This is a genomic window from Niallia taxi (genome assembly GCF_004005475.1).
GTDB classification, from domain to species: domain Bacteria; phylum Bacillota; class Bacilli; order Bacillales; family Cytobacillaceae; genus Niallia; species Niallia taxi.
In genome coordinates this window covers 54,750-70,286 of the sequence record NZ_RZTZ01000015.1, presented here as the reverse complement: position 1 = coordinate 70,286, position 15,537 = coordinate 54,750, and the positions used below count along the sequence as shown (strand labels likewise).

Here is a 15,537-nt window from a genome sequence, read left to right as displayed (position 1 = left end):
TATGCGCGGTAATGCAGTCAAAACTGCTACAAAGTAATTAAGTTAGCATCTGCGTGTTATGACCTATTTAATTTATTGCAATTTATTGGGATAATTAGTAGAAATAACAAGCTGTCGAAAGCTTATATATGAGGTGTTTCCAATAAAGATTCTCTTTTGGACAATTGGCATTTTAAATTTAGCTGATGGAATATTGACATATATCGGAATGCAGCTCCAGCTGATTGGCGAAGCAAATCCGTTAATGAGTTCCATTTGGGAGCTGTCTCCTTATTTGTTTTTATGCTGTAAAATCGCTTTATCCATTTTCCTGTTTATTCTCGCTGCTAATTTTAAAACGAAGCATGTGAAGACCTGGAGGATGATACTAGCTATTCCACTTCTATTATATGTTAGTATATTCGCTGTCCATCTTACTTGGATTACATACGCACTTTGAGGTTTAAGATAATTATATTATGTAAACTACTATACATCTGTCCACAAAGAATAACTCCTTATCGACGAGATAAGGAGTTTCTTTTTTAAATAATTTTTCTGCCAAGCTGTCCTAAAGCATAATGAATACCGTGCTTTAATGTTTGGAAGCAATCAAATTGTGATAAGTTAATGTGTGCCTGTGATACGACGATGCTCAGTTCTGGTGATATTCCAACTAAAATTGTTTTTATGCCAATTAGGTTAGCTGCTGAACCGATTTTTTCTAAAAGACTTGCTGTATGCTGACTAATATCTCGGTCCAAGCCAGTTAAGTCTAAAACTAAATAGCTTGCTTTGTATTGAGGCAAATTATTCAGTGTATTTGTTACAAGTAATTCTGAACGATCTTCATCATACTTGCCAAGTAGCGGAACAATCACGATGTCATCATGGACTGGTATAATTGGAGAGGAGATTCTTTTAACAAGGTCTTTCAGCTCTTTTGTTTTTTCCTCCACAACCTGCTCCAATTGAGATATTTGTTCTGATTCTTTCTTTCGCGCCAGTTCATGGATATTGTCAGATACAGTTATATTGGAAGGGAAATACTCAATGATACTGTATTCATAGCCCTCAAGCTGTTCCTGCACTATCTTACACCAAATATTTGTACCGAATAATTTTGTGAAAATCCCTGCATAATGTGCAGCTAAAAAATGACCGCCTTTTTTCTTGCCTTGTTCAACGTTTATTTTATGTTCCCAGCTGTCTTTTATATGTGCTGTTAATGTTTTGTTTGTGAAATCCAAGTCAAGGATATCTGCTAAGCCCCAGCCTGCAGATGCATATGTAGCTGTTATGAGTGTAGCTGCTTCCTTCACATCCACATCCTTCATCTTATCAAAGTATTCACCTACAACAAGCCCCTGTCTAAAGCCTGTAGCTTCAAATACTAAGGTGGATGCCTCCTCACCGGAAATTTCCTCAATTGTATCAAAAAAAGTTCTCATTGCACTGGAAATCCAAAAAAGGACGGAATCTTGTTGTTCAAATATAAATCTGCCTTTTTCTAATTCCCATTCAAAGTTTAAACCACCAATATTTATGGACGAATTATTGCTCATCTTAATCCCCTTCATACGCTCATTTTCTTTTTCTCTATTTATGTATATTCACCTTGCATATATACACCATTTTACCTGTTTTTAAACCTATATTCGCAACATTTTTTTTGCTAATGTCGTCATTTTTAATTTTACTAATACTTTAAATTTCACCTTTCGTTAGTATAACTAATTCGCAGTAAATTCATAAGAAATTTTTGTATCCTCTCGCCCGAATTGTTTAATAATAAAAACATTATTCATTCAAAAAGGAGTGGAGAACGTATGACCTATTGTGAATTAAAACAAACTTATCTTAATGTCGCTGGTATTAACTTGTATTGTGAATACCTAATAAATGAAAAACCACCGATTGTTCTTATCCACGGGTTTGCGTCCTCAACCTATACATTCCGCCGAGTTATCCCTTTTTTGCAGAAGCATTATTCTGTCATCGCCATCGACCTTCCTGGCTTTGGAAAAAGTGATAAGTCCACCTCATTCATTTATAGCTTTCAAAACTACGCGAAGCTATTGCTAGAATGTATGAATCAGTTTGGATACGCTAATTTTTCTATTGTAGCACATTCTATGGGAGGTCAAATAGCTCTTAATATGGCTTTACTCGCTCCTGAGAGAGTAAGCAAATTAGTTTTATTATGCAGCTCTGGTTACTTAAAGCGGGCGAGAAAAGCGCTTATTTACACTTCCTATTTACCGTTATTTGATAAACTTGCCTATTATTATGTGCAAAAAAAAGGGGTTAGACATCATTTAAATAATGTGTTTTTTGACAAAACATTAATCAATGATGAAATGATTGAAGAATTCGGCAAACCATTGAGTGAAAAAGGATTTTATAAAGCTTTAATCCGTCTTCTTCGTCATCGCGAAGGGGATTTATTGCCAAACCAGCTTCAAGATATTCATGTTCCCACACTATTAATTTGGGGTGAGGAAGATCGAGTTGTTCCATTGGAGATCGGCAAACGACTTGTTCGTGATTTACCAGATGCACGGTTAATTACTTATAAAAAAACCGGCCATTTAATTACAGAGGAACAGCCTGAGCTTGTCTTTAAAAATATTATGATGCACATGGTCTAACAGGTACATAACATAAGAAAGCTAACTTATAAGGTAATTCTTCAACGACCTTTTAAGTTAGCTATTTGAGATTCATTTAGGAAAGCTTTTCCTTTGCTTCTTCATAATACGGTTCCCCAGCCTCTAAAATAAATTGAAGAATGTCCTCCGCAGCCTTTGTATTAATAAAATTCCGTTGACTTATTATCATCTCATTTAGCTTTGCCCCATTATTTTCGAGTAAATTGGTTAATGTATCTTTTATTTCCTTTGGTTTTTTGCACACTACTCCTAAATTAGAGTTCTCGGCAAAGCTTGGATTATCCTCTTCTTGACCAGGTAACGCACCTGTAATAATAAGTGGCGTATTTGTGGCAATTGCCTCAAACATAACATTCGGGCTTCCTCTTGTGAATGCAATATCAGATGCTAGCATCAAATCTTGAATGTTTTTTGTAAACCCATAAATTTCGACGCGATCGCCATATTTGGATTTCAGTGACATTTCAAGCTTTGTTTTGAGTGTTGCATTTTTCCCAGCTACTATTTTAACGTGGCACTCGAAATGATCCAAGAGATTTTCTGCTATTTTTTTCATATTGCCTACACCTTCACCACCACTCATAATCAAGCATGTTAATGACTGTCCTTCCCTATAAAGCCTGCGCGCATTACATTTTGGAAAAAAGCGCGAACGTACTGGAAAGCCCGCAACCTTTATTTTCTCATCTGGAATTCCAAATTCAATACATTTATTTTGTGCCTCATATGTAGGGCTAATGATGTAATGGGCCCTCTTATCTGCCCAAAGTGGAAAAATGTTCACAAGGTCTGCAATAAGCGTGAAAAATGGGATTTGGATTTTTTGCTTTTCTAAAATATTTAAGATGGAGCCATTAAAGTTAGGATGAACAGATAAGATCATATCTGGCTGTATTTCCTCTAGTAATTTGAGAAAGTTTTCCCTAATTAGTGATTCGATAAAATTGTCAACTAGGTGGGGTTTTAATGCAGATAACCTCCAAATCATCTTCCAAAGATGCTCTGAATTTCTGATGATAGGCCCGTAGGATTGGCCGATTTTTAAAAGCAATCGTTTACCAAGAGAAAATCCATCTACTACAAAGATTTCGACATTTTGATAAGTTTGGACTTTTTCGCATAATGATTCTGTAATACTTTTATGACCATGTCCTGTAATATCAGAAGAAATAATCAGTAATTTCTTTTCCATAAACTCAGCCCTTCTTTAAGATGCCGTATTTTTTAATTGTTTGATGACCTGCTTGTATTGTTTTAAGGAGTATAATGTGCCGATAAAACCTTCATTCATCTTATGGTCGGATGATACTGCAATGATGGTAAGAATAGGAAAGAACTTATTTGTGCGAAATCGAAGATCCTTCCAATAGACTAGGTAGCCATTTTTACGTTTTAGTACAAAAGGGTAGGCGTATTGGGTACTTGATAGAAAATCTGAAACAAGTGGATGTTTTTTGCTTTCTGACACTAAATCAGGGAATGCAATTTTTTTAACTAGAGAATGATCAATTGTAAGACTGCCCTTTGCGAAAACGCCAAATAAAAAATCGTCTTTCGTTTCGATAATGACATCCCAATGAAATAAGGAAATACGAGGAATCAATTTAATGCGAATAGAGTTTTGAAAATGAAGATGCAAATTTCTTTTTACTAACACTGTGGAAATGCTTCGAACAGCTAGGTACAGGAAAATAAAAAGATAAATAGTTAAAAACACCTCATCCATTGGAAAAAATGGCAGAAGGGAAAATCCAAATAAATGTACTACTAGAATAGTAGGATCTACTAATGGGAGCGAGTCAAACGCAATCCATTTTTTGGTGAATGGAAGTGAAACTTGGGTTCCATGTACATTAAATAAATCAAAAAACACATGAAGAATGACTGCTAAGAACGTCCACAAAAATAAATGGAGAAACGATGCTTCTGGCAAAAAGGCATAAATAATACCGGAAACCGCAATACTCCAAAGTGGTAATGCAAACAAAGAATGGGATGTGGAACGATGATTGCGGATATAACTGCCCTTTCCTTTCATGCGATAAATATAGTCAAAGTCTGGAGCGTTTGAACCAATTACTGTACCGAATAACACTGCTTGGGACAAAGCAGCAGAATTAGCGACAGCGGGATCAATGTGAGCGAGTGCAGCTAATCCTAAGCCCATGATGATGTGTGAACTCGTATCCATTTCATCACTCCTTATCATTGTTTACCAAATAAAAGTGCTTACTCCAAGTACATTAATATGTATAGGTTTTGTCTTCACGTATAATAAATCACCCCCATATGTTCTTCATTATATTTGGTATGTGTTCCTTCATTCATGGTTTAATGTAAAGATTATGTTTAGATTCTTTACGTTGGTATTTAAATTTATAGTTAATAGACTATAGTGTTGATGTATGCACATTAGTCATTTAACTAGTGTAATGGAAAACCTCCATTTAACTACCTCAAAGCCCAGCATTTTCTCGTTTTAATCGGTTGTTACTATTTCAATACGTATTTTTTTACATATTTTAGGCGTTTACTCACTCTGTACAATAAGCAAGGCATATACTAGGAGTACAGATTGCTTGGTGCTATTTTTTAAGAGTGTTCATACAATAGGTATAGACAGTACTTCATTTCTTATGTTGAGACGTTTGAAGGAGGGGCTATGATGGCGGAGAAAAGTTGGGCAGATAGGACATTTCAAAATCTTCAAGAAAACTCTATGACATTTGATGTCGTATTTCAACGTATTATTAGCTTTATGGCAAGAAACCCTCGGGGAAATTACCGCTTGATGATAGGCACAGATTCACAGGTTCACCCGCAGCATACAACCTTTATAACTGGCATTGTCATCCAAAATAAAGGCAAAGGAGCATGGGCTTGTATTAGAAAGACAATCGTTCCAAGAAAGATGTTAGCATTGCATGAAAAGATTTCCTATGAGACAACATTAACAGAGGAAGTTGTCTCATTATTTACAGAGGACAGAAAAAATACAATGATTGATATCGTTCTTCCCTTCATTTATAATGGAGCCACTTTTTCCATGGAGGGTCATATCGACATTGGCAGCGGTTCAAGAAATAGAACGAGTGAGTTTGTTAATGAGATGGTTGCTCGGATTGAATCAACTGGAATTGAGCCAAAAATAAAACCGGATTCGTTTGTTGCATCAAGCTATGCTAATAAATATACAAAGTGACACTTTGTTACATAAAAAAAGCCTGTCCTTATTCAGAACAGGGCAAACTTTTATTCCTTTGTTGAGGCCACTTCTTCAGACAATTTTTTGTTTTTGTTAATGAAGTGGATGATAAATGTAATGATAAACGCAAGAATCAAGATCGCAAAGAAAACGTAATGATTCAATTCAAAGCCAAAAATACTAGCAAACATTTTCAAGGCAATAATGCCGATAAGCACAAATGCTGTATTTTCTAGTTCAGGCACCTTATCAATTAAGACTAGGAACAGCTTTGCTACTGTTCTCATCATTAAAATGCCGAGCATACCACCCAATAGCAAAATCCAAATTTCATCTGAAACAGCTAGTGATGCAAGAATGCTGTCGACTGAAAAGGCTAAGTCTAACAATTCAACAGAAATGACAGTTGCCCAGAAGGCTCCAAACATACGTACAGTCCAGCTGTCTTTTTTTATGCCGCCTGCTTCCTCGTCCTTATTATTAAGGAAGAAATGCTGGATAACAATCCAAGCAAGATAAGCAGCACCAATTACTTTAATCCAAGTAAATTTAATTAAATACACTCCGAGTCCGATGAATAAAAAGCGGAAAAAATACGCTCCAATCAGTCCATATGTGAGTGCTTTTTTTTGCTTGTCCTTAGGAAGATGCTTAACCATGATAGCAAGCACTAGTGCATTGTCTGCTGAAAGAAGTCCTTCAAGGATGACAAGTGAACCAATTAATCCCCAAGAAACAGGGTCTGATAATACTTTAACCCACATCTCTCCATCAAAGAATGAAGCGTAAGTAGAAAGTATTTGATGTAAAATGTCCAATCAAAAAGCCCCCATATCATTATATTAAAAATTGATAATGAGAACATTATACTCCTAAAAATAGACAACTGCAATCCTTTGAACTAGACGGAAAGCGTTGCCTTTTTTCATTTTTTATACACCCCTTAAACAATGCGTATTAACTCACACTGCTCAAAGGACATATTGTTTACTGCAAATCTTCAAATTCCTTTGCCATTCTTTCCAAGGCAGTTTGGATAATAGATCTTGGTGATGGAATACAGATTCTCTGATATGCTTTTCCTTCTTCACCAAACATGCTTCCATCTTCGAGCAGGACGTTGGCTCTATTATATATTCTGTCATGAACCTCCTCTGGCGTTATATTATACGCAGAAAAATCCATCCACATAATATAGGTTCCTTCAGGTATCGTTACCTTCACTTTCGGCATGTTTTTGTCGATAAACTTCTTGACCATTTCCATTGTGCCATCAATATATGCTTTTAAATCCTCCAGCCATTCCTCTCCTTCTCGGTACACGGCAATGAGCGCTGAAATGGTAAATGGTGAAGCCATTTGATAGCCCATTGTTTTCAAAAATTGTTTACGAAGCTTTAAGTTAGGAATAATCGCATTTGTGCAATGGAGACCTGCTACATTAAAGGTCTTGCTGATAGCTGTAAGGGTGATAAGCAAATCGTTATCTGCTATTTTCGCCATTGGGATAAACTGCTCATTACTTCTAATTAAATCACCGTGAATCTCATCTGCAATAATTAAAACATCATGCTTTTTACAAATATCTGCTAATCTTTGTAATTCCTCTTTACGAAAGTTTCTTCCTGTTGGATTATGAGGATTGCATAATAAGAACATTTTTGTGCTAGAATCACTTGCTTTTCTTTCAAAATCTGCAAAGTCGATGGTATAGTAGCCATTTTCATCACATTGAAGCGGATTATTAACAACTGTTCTTCCGTTTCCTTCAATAGCCGAAGTAAAAGGTGGATATACCGGACGCTGAATGATGACACCTTCACCTGGTTCGGAAAAGGCGCGAATAGCCATATTCATTGCATGCACTGTCCCAGGACTATATACAATATGGTCTCTTTCTATTTCCCAGTCATGTCTTTTTTTGAACCAATATTGAATCGCTTCATAGTATTCATCAGGAAAAATCGAATAGCCGTAAATCCTGTTGTCCACTGTTTTATGCAATGCTTTGACTAATGCATTTGGCACAGGCAAATCCATGTCCGCTGTAAACAAAGGAATAGTGTCTTCGTCGTATCTTTCCGTAAGACCCATCTCCTTAATCATTTTTCCGCCATCCCATTTGACTGAATACGTGTTCCTCCGATTAACTACCTCATCAAAATTATTTATCATAACTTCCACTTTCCTTTCCCATCATCAGTATATGTATTAGATTAAGCTGCATCTTAATCTTCTTCATAAATCATCTTTACAGTCATTCCACCATCTACTGTTAGATTAGTGCCTGTAATGAAATTGTTGTCTCTATTTGTTAAAAAGAGACATGCTCTTGCAATATCTGCCGGCTTGCCTACTCTTTTCGATAAATGCTGTTCATGATCAATAGCCCTTAAATCTTCATAGTGCTTTGTTTCAATCCAGCCAGGCGCGATACTGTTAACAGCAATCTGATCATTGGCCAAGCTATTCGCTAATGCATGCGTAATGGCCATAATTCCGCCTTTGCTTGCACTATAGCTTTCTGTATTCGGTTCAGACATATATGCCCTTGTCGAAGACATGTTTACAATAGAGCCACCATTTTCATTTTGTTTCATGATTTTTGCTGCTTCTCGTGAACATAAAAATACACTTCGCAAATTTGTATGTAAGACATCTTCCCATTCATCCAAGGTTAGTTCATAAATGGACTTAAACAGAGCCTTTCCAGCATTATTTATTAATATGTCAATTTCCCCAAACTGCTGCTGCGTCTTTTCCATTAATTGAATGATATCTTGCTCCTGTCTTACATCTGTTTTAATAAAAGCTGCATTTTCTGAATAATTAGAGGCATTAATAATCTCCATTGAGGCAGCTTCATCAATATCTGCAAAAACAACCTTAGCTCCTTCCTTTAAATAATGCTCTGCAATGCTCCTGCCAATCCCATTACTTGCTCCAGTTACAATAACGACCTGATTTAAAAATTTCATGGCTGTCTCCTTCTTTCCTTTATTTCTATACTAATATTGTATTAAAGGATTGGCGAGATATCAAAAATTACCTCTAATAAATATTGATTTTGTTTTTTTCCATCACAGTAAAACAGCCTTATTTCCGTTTTATAAAATTGGTGTTAATATGGAATTCTTTTAGTTTATTTAGTATTTCTAATGCTTGTTTTTTAATTTTATAATTTATTTGAGTGCGTAAAATTATTATATTTCGCCGATTTAGTTTACTATATTGCTTCTCCATTTTCACAAATTTACAATATGTTTTCGATAATGGGGCACAGAAAAAATTCCTTTATTGATGACGACTTTTAAGTAAAAAAAACGCCCCAAGTAATATGGAGCGTTCTTTATTCTTGAACATCTTTTACAAAAATGTTTTCAAACAAACCTTCCCAATAGTCATCATTGTTTGTCCACTTTTCGTATACAGGCATTTCCACTACCGTTACATTTTTGATTGGCCAATTTTTCACTTCCATATCCTGTCTGTTATTATGATTGACGACAAGTATATGAAACTGATGCTTTACTAGATCGGATAAGACGGATTGCAGCTGCAGTGTATCTGAAAATGATGCTTCTGTCCTGACAAACAACAAACGTTCCCCTTTTTCAAAGTATTCCAGCATTCTTGCAACACGTCGATCTACCTTCTGTTTAACCTTTGAATATTCGGGGAAGTTTGTGAATGTATTGCTGTCTGCTCTGAAATCATGGCTAGATACAATGTTGTAAGCGGTATCTGTGATGACCAAGTGTGGATCAGTAGAGTTGATGCCTGTTGAATACTCTCCTGTTGCTTTCAGATTGTGAAGTTCCATATATCCAGAAAATCTGTTAGCTAGCAATCTAGTAACATCTGGAAGGGTGTTGGAAGCCATCCAGTCTAGTGGACCAGCAAATGGGCGCAAATTAAATTTACGCAATTGGATGCTTGCCAAGCACAAATCTCCTAAGCTGAAAATAGCATCATACGTTCCTTTCATTTCTTGTACGCTCATATATTCAAAATCTCCTTTTTTCATGCATTCATTTGGGACGAATTGAAATTCCATTGAAAATTTGTTGCCAGTGATGATTATTCCCATCCCATATATCTTCATTTGGCAGGCATATCGAACATACATTTTCAATATAACATTCTTGCTCAATAAGTTCGGTAATAGGATAATGATTAATGACTAATAATGTAAAGTCTCCTTTAACAACCTCCCGAAGTGCGGATTGGAGCTCAATTATTTCTTCAATGGATGCTACTGTCCGAATGAATAAGATACGGTTATCAGTTTGTACACTCTGAATGAACCTGGTGATCCTTCTGTAGTATTTCTCCTTTACAAATGGCAGATCCATCAGATTATCAAGCGTATTTCTATCTGTTTTAAAATCATGATTAAAGCTGATGATGTTTTCAATATCATACACAAGCAAATCGGAGTCTGAAGCATATCCAGTTGGGACTAGGTTCTCTTCTGCTAGAAAATCAGTAAAATATGTGCGGATTAGCTTAGCTACCTTATGCACATACTGTATCCCTACCCAGTCTAGTGGACCGGCAAATGGCCTGAGATGAAACTGTCTCATTTTCATGGCTGGAAGGCAGTTTTCACCTAAACTATAAACAGCATCATACTCACCTTTAATTTCATTAAGCTTCATGTACTTACTCCTTTTAATAACACTTGCGTGCCATTATCAAAATGAAAACTCATAGAGCCAAGCATCTGATGAAAGACAGTCTTACAGTTTATGTGGAAAAATCGGATGAAGTTTTGGGATTGGCTTCTTAAACAAAAGTGGGTTGTTATTAGTTAGCTGTTATAATAATGATACGTTCTTTTTAAGCCTTCACTTATACTGTACTTCGGCATCCATCCAAGCTGTTCACAGCATTTTCCATTTAAAAGACAGCTATGTTTTATATCACCTGTTCGGCTTGTAACATGCATTGTTTCAAGGCTGTCCGGATGAAGTTCTAACAGTATTTCAGCAAGTTGAATAATGGATGTCGGCTTATTTGTACTCACATGAAAAATATCATTACGGTCGTTTTTCATCGCTGCAATGTTTGCATCCACAACATCTTCAACAAATACAAAGTCTCTTGTCTGTTTACCATCTCCATGGATTTTCAAGCAGCTTCCTTCCTTTATCCTATCCATAAAAACGGCAATGACGCCACCTTCCCCTTTGGCAGTCTGTCTTGGACCATATACATTTCCATAGCGCAGGATGGTGAAATCCAATCCGTATAATTCCTGATAAAGTTGAATATATTTTTCAGCAGATAATTTGGATAACCCATAATAAGATATAGGTGCCGTATGATCTTGTTCATCAATCGTTGCTTTTTGAAGATTGCCATACACAGCAGATGTCGAAGAAAAAATAATTTTTTTTACCTTTGCTTTTCGGCATCCTTCTAAAATGTTAATAGTACCATTGATGTTGATGTCTGCATCTTCACATGGATTATTTATCGACCGTGTAACATCTGCTTGTGCTGCTAAGTGGAATACAAATTCAGGTTTTTCTTCTGCTATAATTGCTTGAGCCCTTTCACTGCGAATATCCACTTCATGTACAATCACATTTGGATGGTCATGGTAATAATGGCCTGATGAAAAATTATCCAGTATATGAACTTCATATCCCGCTTTTAATAAATAATCTGTTAAATGAGAGCCGATAAATCCTGCTCCGCCAGTAACTGCTACTTTCATCCTTCTGCTCCTCTACTCATTTTTAATAGCTTATGATAATTGAGTATGCTGTGTATATGGCGGGTGACCATACGGAGCAAAAAATGGACTTTATTGATTAGCTTAGAAAAAAGCGAATGGCGACAAACCATTCGCTAAAGCTCATATTCTTTCCGTTGACATATTGTTAATTGCTGTTGCATCGGGAATTTTGTAATCAACTGGCACTTTCGATGCTATCCCATCTATAAATTGCCTATCAACAAATGCTTTTTTTGTCTGACCCTTTTTTTCAAACAAATCATCATAGTTATCACTTGATATTTCATCGAATATTTTAATCATACGGGAGTTAGGAAGCTGATAATCGCCTGGTAAAGAACCAACAATCGGATCAAATAGTGACCGGTCCACAAAATACTGTTTTGCTTCTGACTTTTCAACAAAAAGAGACTTATAGACATCACTTGACATCGTTGAGAAAACTTCTAATGTACGAACATTAGGAAGCAAATAATTTTGAGGTAGCGCCTGACAAAGCTGATCCATTATTTGTTTATCAATAAACAACGGGTTTTGACTGGTATTTGCAGAGGTATTTCTGATAAATAAATGCTGATACGATTCTATCTTCATCGGCTGAAAGACAGATATTGACTTTTCATTCGGTATTTTGTAGTCAGCGGGAAGTTCGCTATTGATTTTTTCCCAGATTCGTATCTGCTCGTCTAGTTTTTGCTGTTCCTCTAGTCTGTGCTGCTCTTCCAGTTTTTGCTGTTCCTCTAGCCTGTGCTGCTCTTCCAGTTTTTGCTGTTCCTCTAGCCTTTGCTGCTCTTCCAATTTTTGCTGTTTTTCTAGCCTGTGCTGCTCTTCCAATTTTTGCTGTTTTTCTAGCCTGTGCTGCTCCTCTAGTTTTTGCTGTTCCTGCCATTTTTGCTGTTCCTGCCGTCTTTGCTGCTCCTTAAGTCTGTGCTCTTCCTTAAGCCTTATCTGCTTCTCCATCCACCGTTGCTTTTCTACCCTTCGTTGCTCCGCTACTCTTTGTTGGTGCTCTAACCTTCGTTGCAGTTCCTGTTTTCTAAGCTGCTCCCGCTCTCGCTGCTGCTCGAACCACTTCTGATAATTCTGCCAGTGTTGATGTTGACGCCATTGCAGAGGTTGCTGCGTTTTCATATCACTCGAATCATTATTATCATTACTTGGATTGTCCTCATTATGATAATGATTCGTCTTGTCCTTCTCTTCCTTTTTTACAGAAGGGAGAATTTTATGGATGTTCTGTTTCCAAGGAAACTTCATTATCGTCTTTCCTCCCTCCCTTTTGCTAACGCAAGCTCATATACTTCTAAAATACTTTTGGCTCCTTTAGATAAAGACCAATAATCCAATCCCCATATTTTCGCATTATTTCCGATGATTGACTGGAAGTTAGGAGTATTTAACAACAGCTGTAACAGACCGTATAATGCATCCACATCTCCAGCTGGATAGATCAGTCCTGTCACCCCGTCCTCTACCATTTCAGGAAGTCCTCCTGCATCACTAACAATAGCAGGCTTTCCGGCAATTTGTGCTTCCACCAGAGATAGTGGCTGATTTTCCAATAGACTAGGAAAAACATAGATATCTGACTGGGATAATAAATATGGGACATCGCTTCTGTTTCCAAAGAAAAACACATCGTCCTCTAATCCAAGTTCGATTGCTTGTTTTTCCAATTCCTTCTGTTTATCGCCTTCTCCAATAATCCAACAAACCCAATCGTCCCTGTCTTCCTTAAGTTTTCCTAAGGCAGCAATCAGGTGGTGCACGCCCTTCATTTCTATAAGTCGCCCCGTATAGGTAATGATTGTCTTATCCTCAGGAATCAGCAGCGATTCGTTAACCTTTTTGGATTCCAAAAGGAATGTATCTGTATCAAAGCCATAGTGAAGCACCTTTATCTGCTCTTCTGGGACTTGGAATTCCTCTGTCAGAATTTTTTTCATCCAATTATTTGCTACAATTGTGTAGGATGCAGCAGTAGCACCAATTCTTTCCAATTCATCATAGTAGGCACGAGCCATAAAAGAAGTCGGCGATTTATGCATTCCTGTCAGCTGGTGCCTTATTTCATGCGCCACCGAACCATGAAGTGTTGCAACTAACACCGTGCCCTCCGGTAGTACTCTTGCAATACTTGCAGTTGCAATCACATCTTGTGTGTGTATAACATCATATTCTGCAAGTCCAAGATAGGCCGCTGAAAGCTCAAAAACATAGCGCTGAAATTCAGTGTATTTCACGAGCGCATTTGCATGTATCTCTGGATATGCTTCTTCATTAAGCTTCGCTTCGAGCAATGGCATAATTTTTTCTTTCTCAATTACCTTATCTTTATTGTAAATATATACAACACTTGTATCCTCATTAAAGCCAAGCAAATCTACCACATGACCTAGATTTTCAAGTTCTCTTTTTTGTTGTTCCATATAGTTCCAGACCCCGCCAACATGGGGGATTGGCCAATAGGTGGCTAATAATATTTTCATGTTTATCAACTCTTCTCCTTTTCTATAATTTTAAAAAAGTCTTATAGATTGGTTGCTGAACGATAAATCCCTAATAAATTCTCGACTCCCGTTTCTAAAGACCAATGCTTTAGTCCCCATTGCTTAGCATTGACTCCAAGGAACGTTTGGTACTGCTTATTTACTAAAAGCATATAAAGACTGTTCCGAAGCTCTTCTACATTCCCTTTAGGAACGATCAATCCTGTAAACCCATGAGTAATCATTTCAGGGAGCCCGCCTGCATCGCTTACAATACAAGGTTTGCCGACAATTTGTGCTTCAATAACAGATAATGGCTGATTTTCAATCATACTTGGAAGAACATAGACATCTGCTCTAGACAGAAGCTGCGGAATGTCTTCCCGTTTTCCAAAAAATACAATCATATCTTCTAGTCCGGCATTTGCTGCTTGAAGCTTGAGCTCATTAAGCTTCTCTCCCTCTCCAACAATCCAGCATACCCAATTGGATAAAGAACCTTTAAGTTGTTTTAATGCTTCTATTAATATGTGTACACCTTTTAGTGCAACTAATCTTCCGGTAAAAAGAATAACTTGCTTTCCAAGTGGTTTTGTAATGCTCCTATCTTGGGGATCAATTCTGTTTAAAAAGGCTTCTATATCGAATCCATAATGTAATACAGTCATTTGCTCTGCTGGCACATGGAATTCGCTTATGAGAATTTCTTTAAGCCAATTGTTTGCAACAATTGTAATCTCAGCAGCAGTCGCTCCTAAATACTCCAATTCATCGAAATACGTACAGCCAATTTGTGAAGTTGCCGTAACATGTTCATAGAGAAGATGATCTTTCATTTCATGTGCAACTGAACCATGCAATGTTGCAATTAACTTAGGGCCACTTAACTTCAAATTGCCAAAGCTTGTTGCTGAAAACACATCCTGAGTATGAATGATATCGTACTTCTGCAAATTAAGACTAGATATGGCAATTTCATATCCTATCCGATGTTTTTCACAATAAGTGACAACAGGATCTGCCATATACGGTTTATGCTGCATACTTTGTAAACGGCTATTTATTTGTTCTTGTAAATCGTCATTAAAAATCTTTTTTTCTTCAGATACAAAATAGGTGTATCTATGCATTTCTCCGTATCCTAATAAGTCTACTTCATGCCCTAATGCCTCAAGTCGTCTTTTTAATTGGTTCATATAATTCCATACTCCTCCGACATGTGGAACGATCCAGTATGTCGCAAGCAGGATTTTCATATATACAACCCCTTTCCTCTTTGTCTCTTTATTCATATTTCAAGAAATAAAACAAGTATAGGCTGTTACCTGTAAAATCGCGGTACTTTTCAAAAAAATCCATATTTTACCCATAATATTTGTCCAAACTTCTTTGTATTTTGCACATATGCTATTTTGTAACTTCCGAGATATTTGAAAGGAGGTGAAA

The 15,537-nt window shown here is 36.7% G+C and carries 15 protein-coding genes; 3 read left to right on the top strand and 12 right to left on the bottom strand.

The genetic code is table 11. The annotated features are described in order from the left end of the window. The first annotated feature begins 133 nt into the window (after nucleotides 1-133). Nucleotides 134-439, top strand: coding sequence for a DUF5658 family protein (locus EM808_RS23900; RefSeq protein WP_251663611.1), 306 nt, complete (start codon nucleotides 134-136; stop codon nucleotides 437-439). 85 nt (nucleotides 440-524) lie between these two features. On the opposite strand, the gene EM808_RS23895 is transcribed toward EM808_RS23900, so the two are convergent. Beyond that, a complete protein-coding gene (locus EM808_RS23895) occupies nucleotides 525-1,544 on the bottom strand; it encodes an STAS domain-containing protein (protein WP_127741565.1) in 1,020 nt (339 codons plus the stop codon). 264 nt (nucleotides 1,545-1,808) lie between these two features. Between EM808_RS23895 and EM808_RS23890 the strand changes: the two genes are divergently transcribed. Then, the gene (locus tag EM808_RS23890) at nucleotides 1,809-2,630 is read left to right on the top strand and encodes an alpha/beta fold hydrolase (RefSeq protein ID WP_127741563.1); all 822 of its coding nucleotides are present in this window, start codon (nucleotides 1,809-1,811) and stop codon (nucleotides 2,628-2,630) included. 76 nt (nucleotides 2,631-2,706) lie between these two features. Here the strand turns inward: EM808_RS23890 and EM808_RS23885 are convergent, their stop codons facing one another. Further along, nucleotides 2,707-3,843 carry an MGDG synthase family glycosyltransferase gene (locus EM808_RS23885; protein ID WP_127741561.1) on the bottom strand — a complete coding sequence of 379 codons (1,137 nt, stop codon included), beginning with the start codon at nucleotides 3,841-3,843 and terminating at the stop codon, nucleotides 2,707-2,709. Between the two features lie 15 nt (nucleotides 3,844-3,858). Then, on the bottom strand, nucleotides 3,859-4,842 hold the full coding sequence (locus EM808_RS23880; RefSeq protein ID WP_164849771.1) for a metal-dependent hydrolase: 984 nt from the start codon (nucleotides 4,840-4,842) through the stop codon (nucleotides 3,859-3,861). Between the two features lie 474 nt (nucleotides 4,843-5,316). Between EM808_RS23880 and EM808_RS23875 the strand changes: the two genes are divergently transcribed. Further along, a complete protein-coding gene (locus EM808_RS23875) occupies nucleotides 5,317-5,853 on the top strand; it encodes a ribonuclease H-like YkuK family protein (RefSeq protein ID WP_127741557.1) in 537 nt (178 codons plus the stop codon). Between the two features lie 50 nt (nucleotides 5,854-5,903). Here EM808_RS23875 and EM808_RS23870 read toward each other — a convergent pair whose 3' ends face one another. From EM808_RS23870 to EM808_RS23830, 9 genes are all read right to left on the bottom strand, one after another. Then, a complete protein-coding gene (locus EM808_RS23870; RefSeq protein ID WP_127741555.1) occupies nucleotides 5,904-6,674 on the bottom strand; it encodes a TerC family protein in 771 nt (256 codons plus the stop codon). A 169-nt stretch (nucleotides 6,675-6,843) separates the two neighbouring features. Beyond that, on the bottom strand, nucleotides 6,844-8,031 hold the full coding sequence (locus tag EM808_RS23865) for a MalY/PatB family protein (RefSeq protein ID WP_127741553.1): 1,188 nt from the start codon (nucleotides 8,029-8,031) through the stop codon (nucleotides 6,844-6,846). A gap of 53 nt (nucleotides 8,032-8,084) precedes the next feature. Then, nucleotides 8,085-8,834 (bottom strand): glucose 1-dehydrogenase, encoded by a 750-nt coding sequence (locus EM808_RS23860; protein ID WP_127741551.1) that lies wholly within the window; start codon nucleotides 8,832-8,834, stop codon nucleotides 8,085-8,087. 371 nt (nucleotides 8,835-9,205) lie between these two features. Continuing rightward, on the bottom strand, nucleotides 9,206-9,859 hold the full coding sequence (locus EM808_RS23855) for a DUF1796 family putative cysteine peptidase (RefSeq protein ID WP_164849770.1): 654 nt from the start codon (nucleotides 9,857-9,859) through the stop codon (nucleotides 9,206-9,208). Nucleotides 9,860-9,887: 28 nt separating this feature from the next. Further along, nucleotides 9,888-10,517 carry a DUF1796 family putative cysteine peptidase gene (locus EM808_RS23850; RefSeq protein WP_127741547.1) on the bottom strand — a complete coding sequence of 210 codons (630 nt, stop codon included), beginning with the start codon at nucleotides 10,515-10,517 and terminating at the stop codon, nucleotides 9,888-9,890. 152 nt (nucleotides 10,518-10,669) lie between these two features. Then, the gene (locus EM808_RS23845) at nucleotides 10,670-11,581 is read right to left on the bottom strand and encodes an NAD-dependent epimerase/dehydratase family protein (protein WP_127741545.1); all 912 of its coding nucleotides are present in this window, start codon (nucleotides 11,579-11,581) and stop codon (nucleotides 10,670-10,672) included. Between the two features lie 141 nt (nucleotides 11,582-11,722). Beyond that, nucleotides 11,723-12,859 carry a hypothetical protein gene (locus EM808_RS23840; RefSeq protein WP_127741543.1) on the bottom strand — a complete coding sequence of 379 codons (1,137 nt, stop codon included), beginning with the start codon at nucleotides 12,857-12,859 and terminating at the stop codon, nucleotides 11,723-11,725. Beyond that, nucleotides 12,859-14,091, bottom strand: a complete 1,233-nt coding sequence (locus EM808_RS23835; RefSeq protein WP_127741541.1) for a glycosyltransferase family 4 protein — start codon at nucleotides 14,089-14,091, stop codon at nucleotides 12,859-12,861. Before EM808_RS23835 ends, EM808_RS23840 begins: the two co-directional genes overlap by 1 nt. Before the next feature lie 41 nt (nucleotides 14,092-14,132). Then, on the bottom strand, nucleotides 14,133-15,347 hold the full coding sequence (locus EM808_RS23830) for a glycosyltransferase family 4 protein (protein WP_127741539.1): 1,215 nt from the start codon (nucleotides 15,345-15,347) through the stop codon (nucleotides 14,133-14,135). Between the last annotated feature and the right edge of the window lie 190 nt (nucleotides 15,348-15,537).

Excerpts from the sequence above, each read along its gene's own strand:
- EM808_RS23860 (WP_127741551.1), bottom strand. The coding sequence starts at position 8,834 with ATGAAATTTTTAAATCAGGTCGTTATTGTAACTGGAGCAAGTAATGGG.
- EM808_RS23865 (WP_127741553.1), bottom strand. The coding sequence starts at position 8,031 with ATGATAAATAATTTTGATGAGGTAGTTAATCGGAGGAACACGTATTCA.
- EM808_RS23850 (WP_127741547.1), bottom strand. The coding sequence starts at position 10,517 with ATGAAGCTTAATGAAATTAAAGGTGAGTATGATGCTGTTTATAGTTTA.
- EM808_RS23890 (WP_127741563.1), top strand. The coding sequence starts at position 1,809 with ATGACCTATTGTGAATTAAAACAAACTTATCTTAATGTCGCTGGTATT.
- EM808_RS23840 (WP_127741543.1), bottom strand. The coding sequence starts at position 12,859 with ATGAAGTTTCCTTGGAAACAGAACATCCATAAAATTCTCCCTTCTGTA.
- EM808_RS23845 (WP_127741545.1), bottom strand. The coding sequence starts at position 11,581 with ATGAAAGTAGCAGTTACTGGCGGAGCAGGATTTATCGGCTCTCATTTA.
- EM808_RS23835 (WP_127741541.1), bottom strand. The coding sequence starts at position 14,091 with ATGAAAATATTATTAGCCACCTATTGGCCAATCCCCCATGTTGGCGGG.
- EM808_RS23895 (WP_127741565.1), bottom strand. The coding sequence starts at position 1,544 with ATGAGCAATAATTCGTCCATAAATATTGGTGGTTTAAACTTTGAATGG.
- EM808_RS23875 (WP_127741557.1), top strand. The coding sequence starts at position 5,317 with ATGGCGGAGAAAAGTTGGGCAGATAGGACATTTCAAAATCTTCAAGAA.
- EM808_RS23885 (WP_127741561.1), bottom strand. The coding sequence starts at position 3,843 with ATGGAAAAGAAATTACTGATTATTTCTTCTGATATTACAGGACATGGT.
- EM808_RS23880 (WP_164849771.1), bottom strand. The coding sequence starts at position 4,842 with ATGGATACGAGTTCACACATCATCATGGGCTTAGGATTAGCTGCACTC.
- EM808_RS23830 (WP_127741539.1), bottom strand. The coding sequence starts at position 15,347 with ATGAAAATCCTGCTTGCGACATACTGGATCGTTCCACATGTCGGAGGA.
- EM808_RS23855 (WP_164849770.1), bottom strand. The coding sequence starts at position 9,859 with ATGAGCGTACAAGAAATGAAAGGAACGTATGATGCTATTTTCAGCTTA.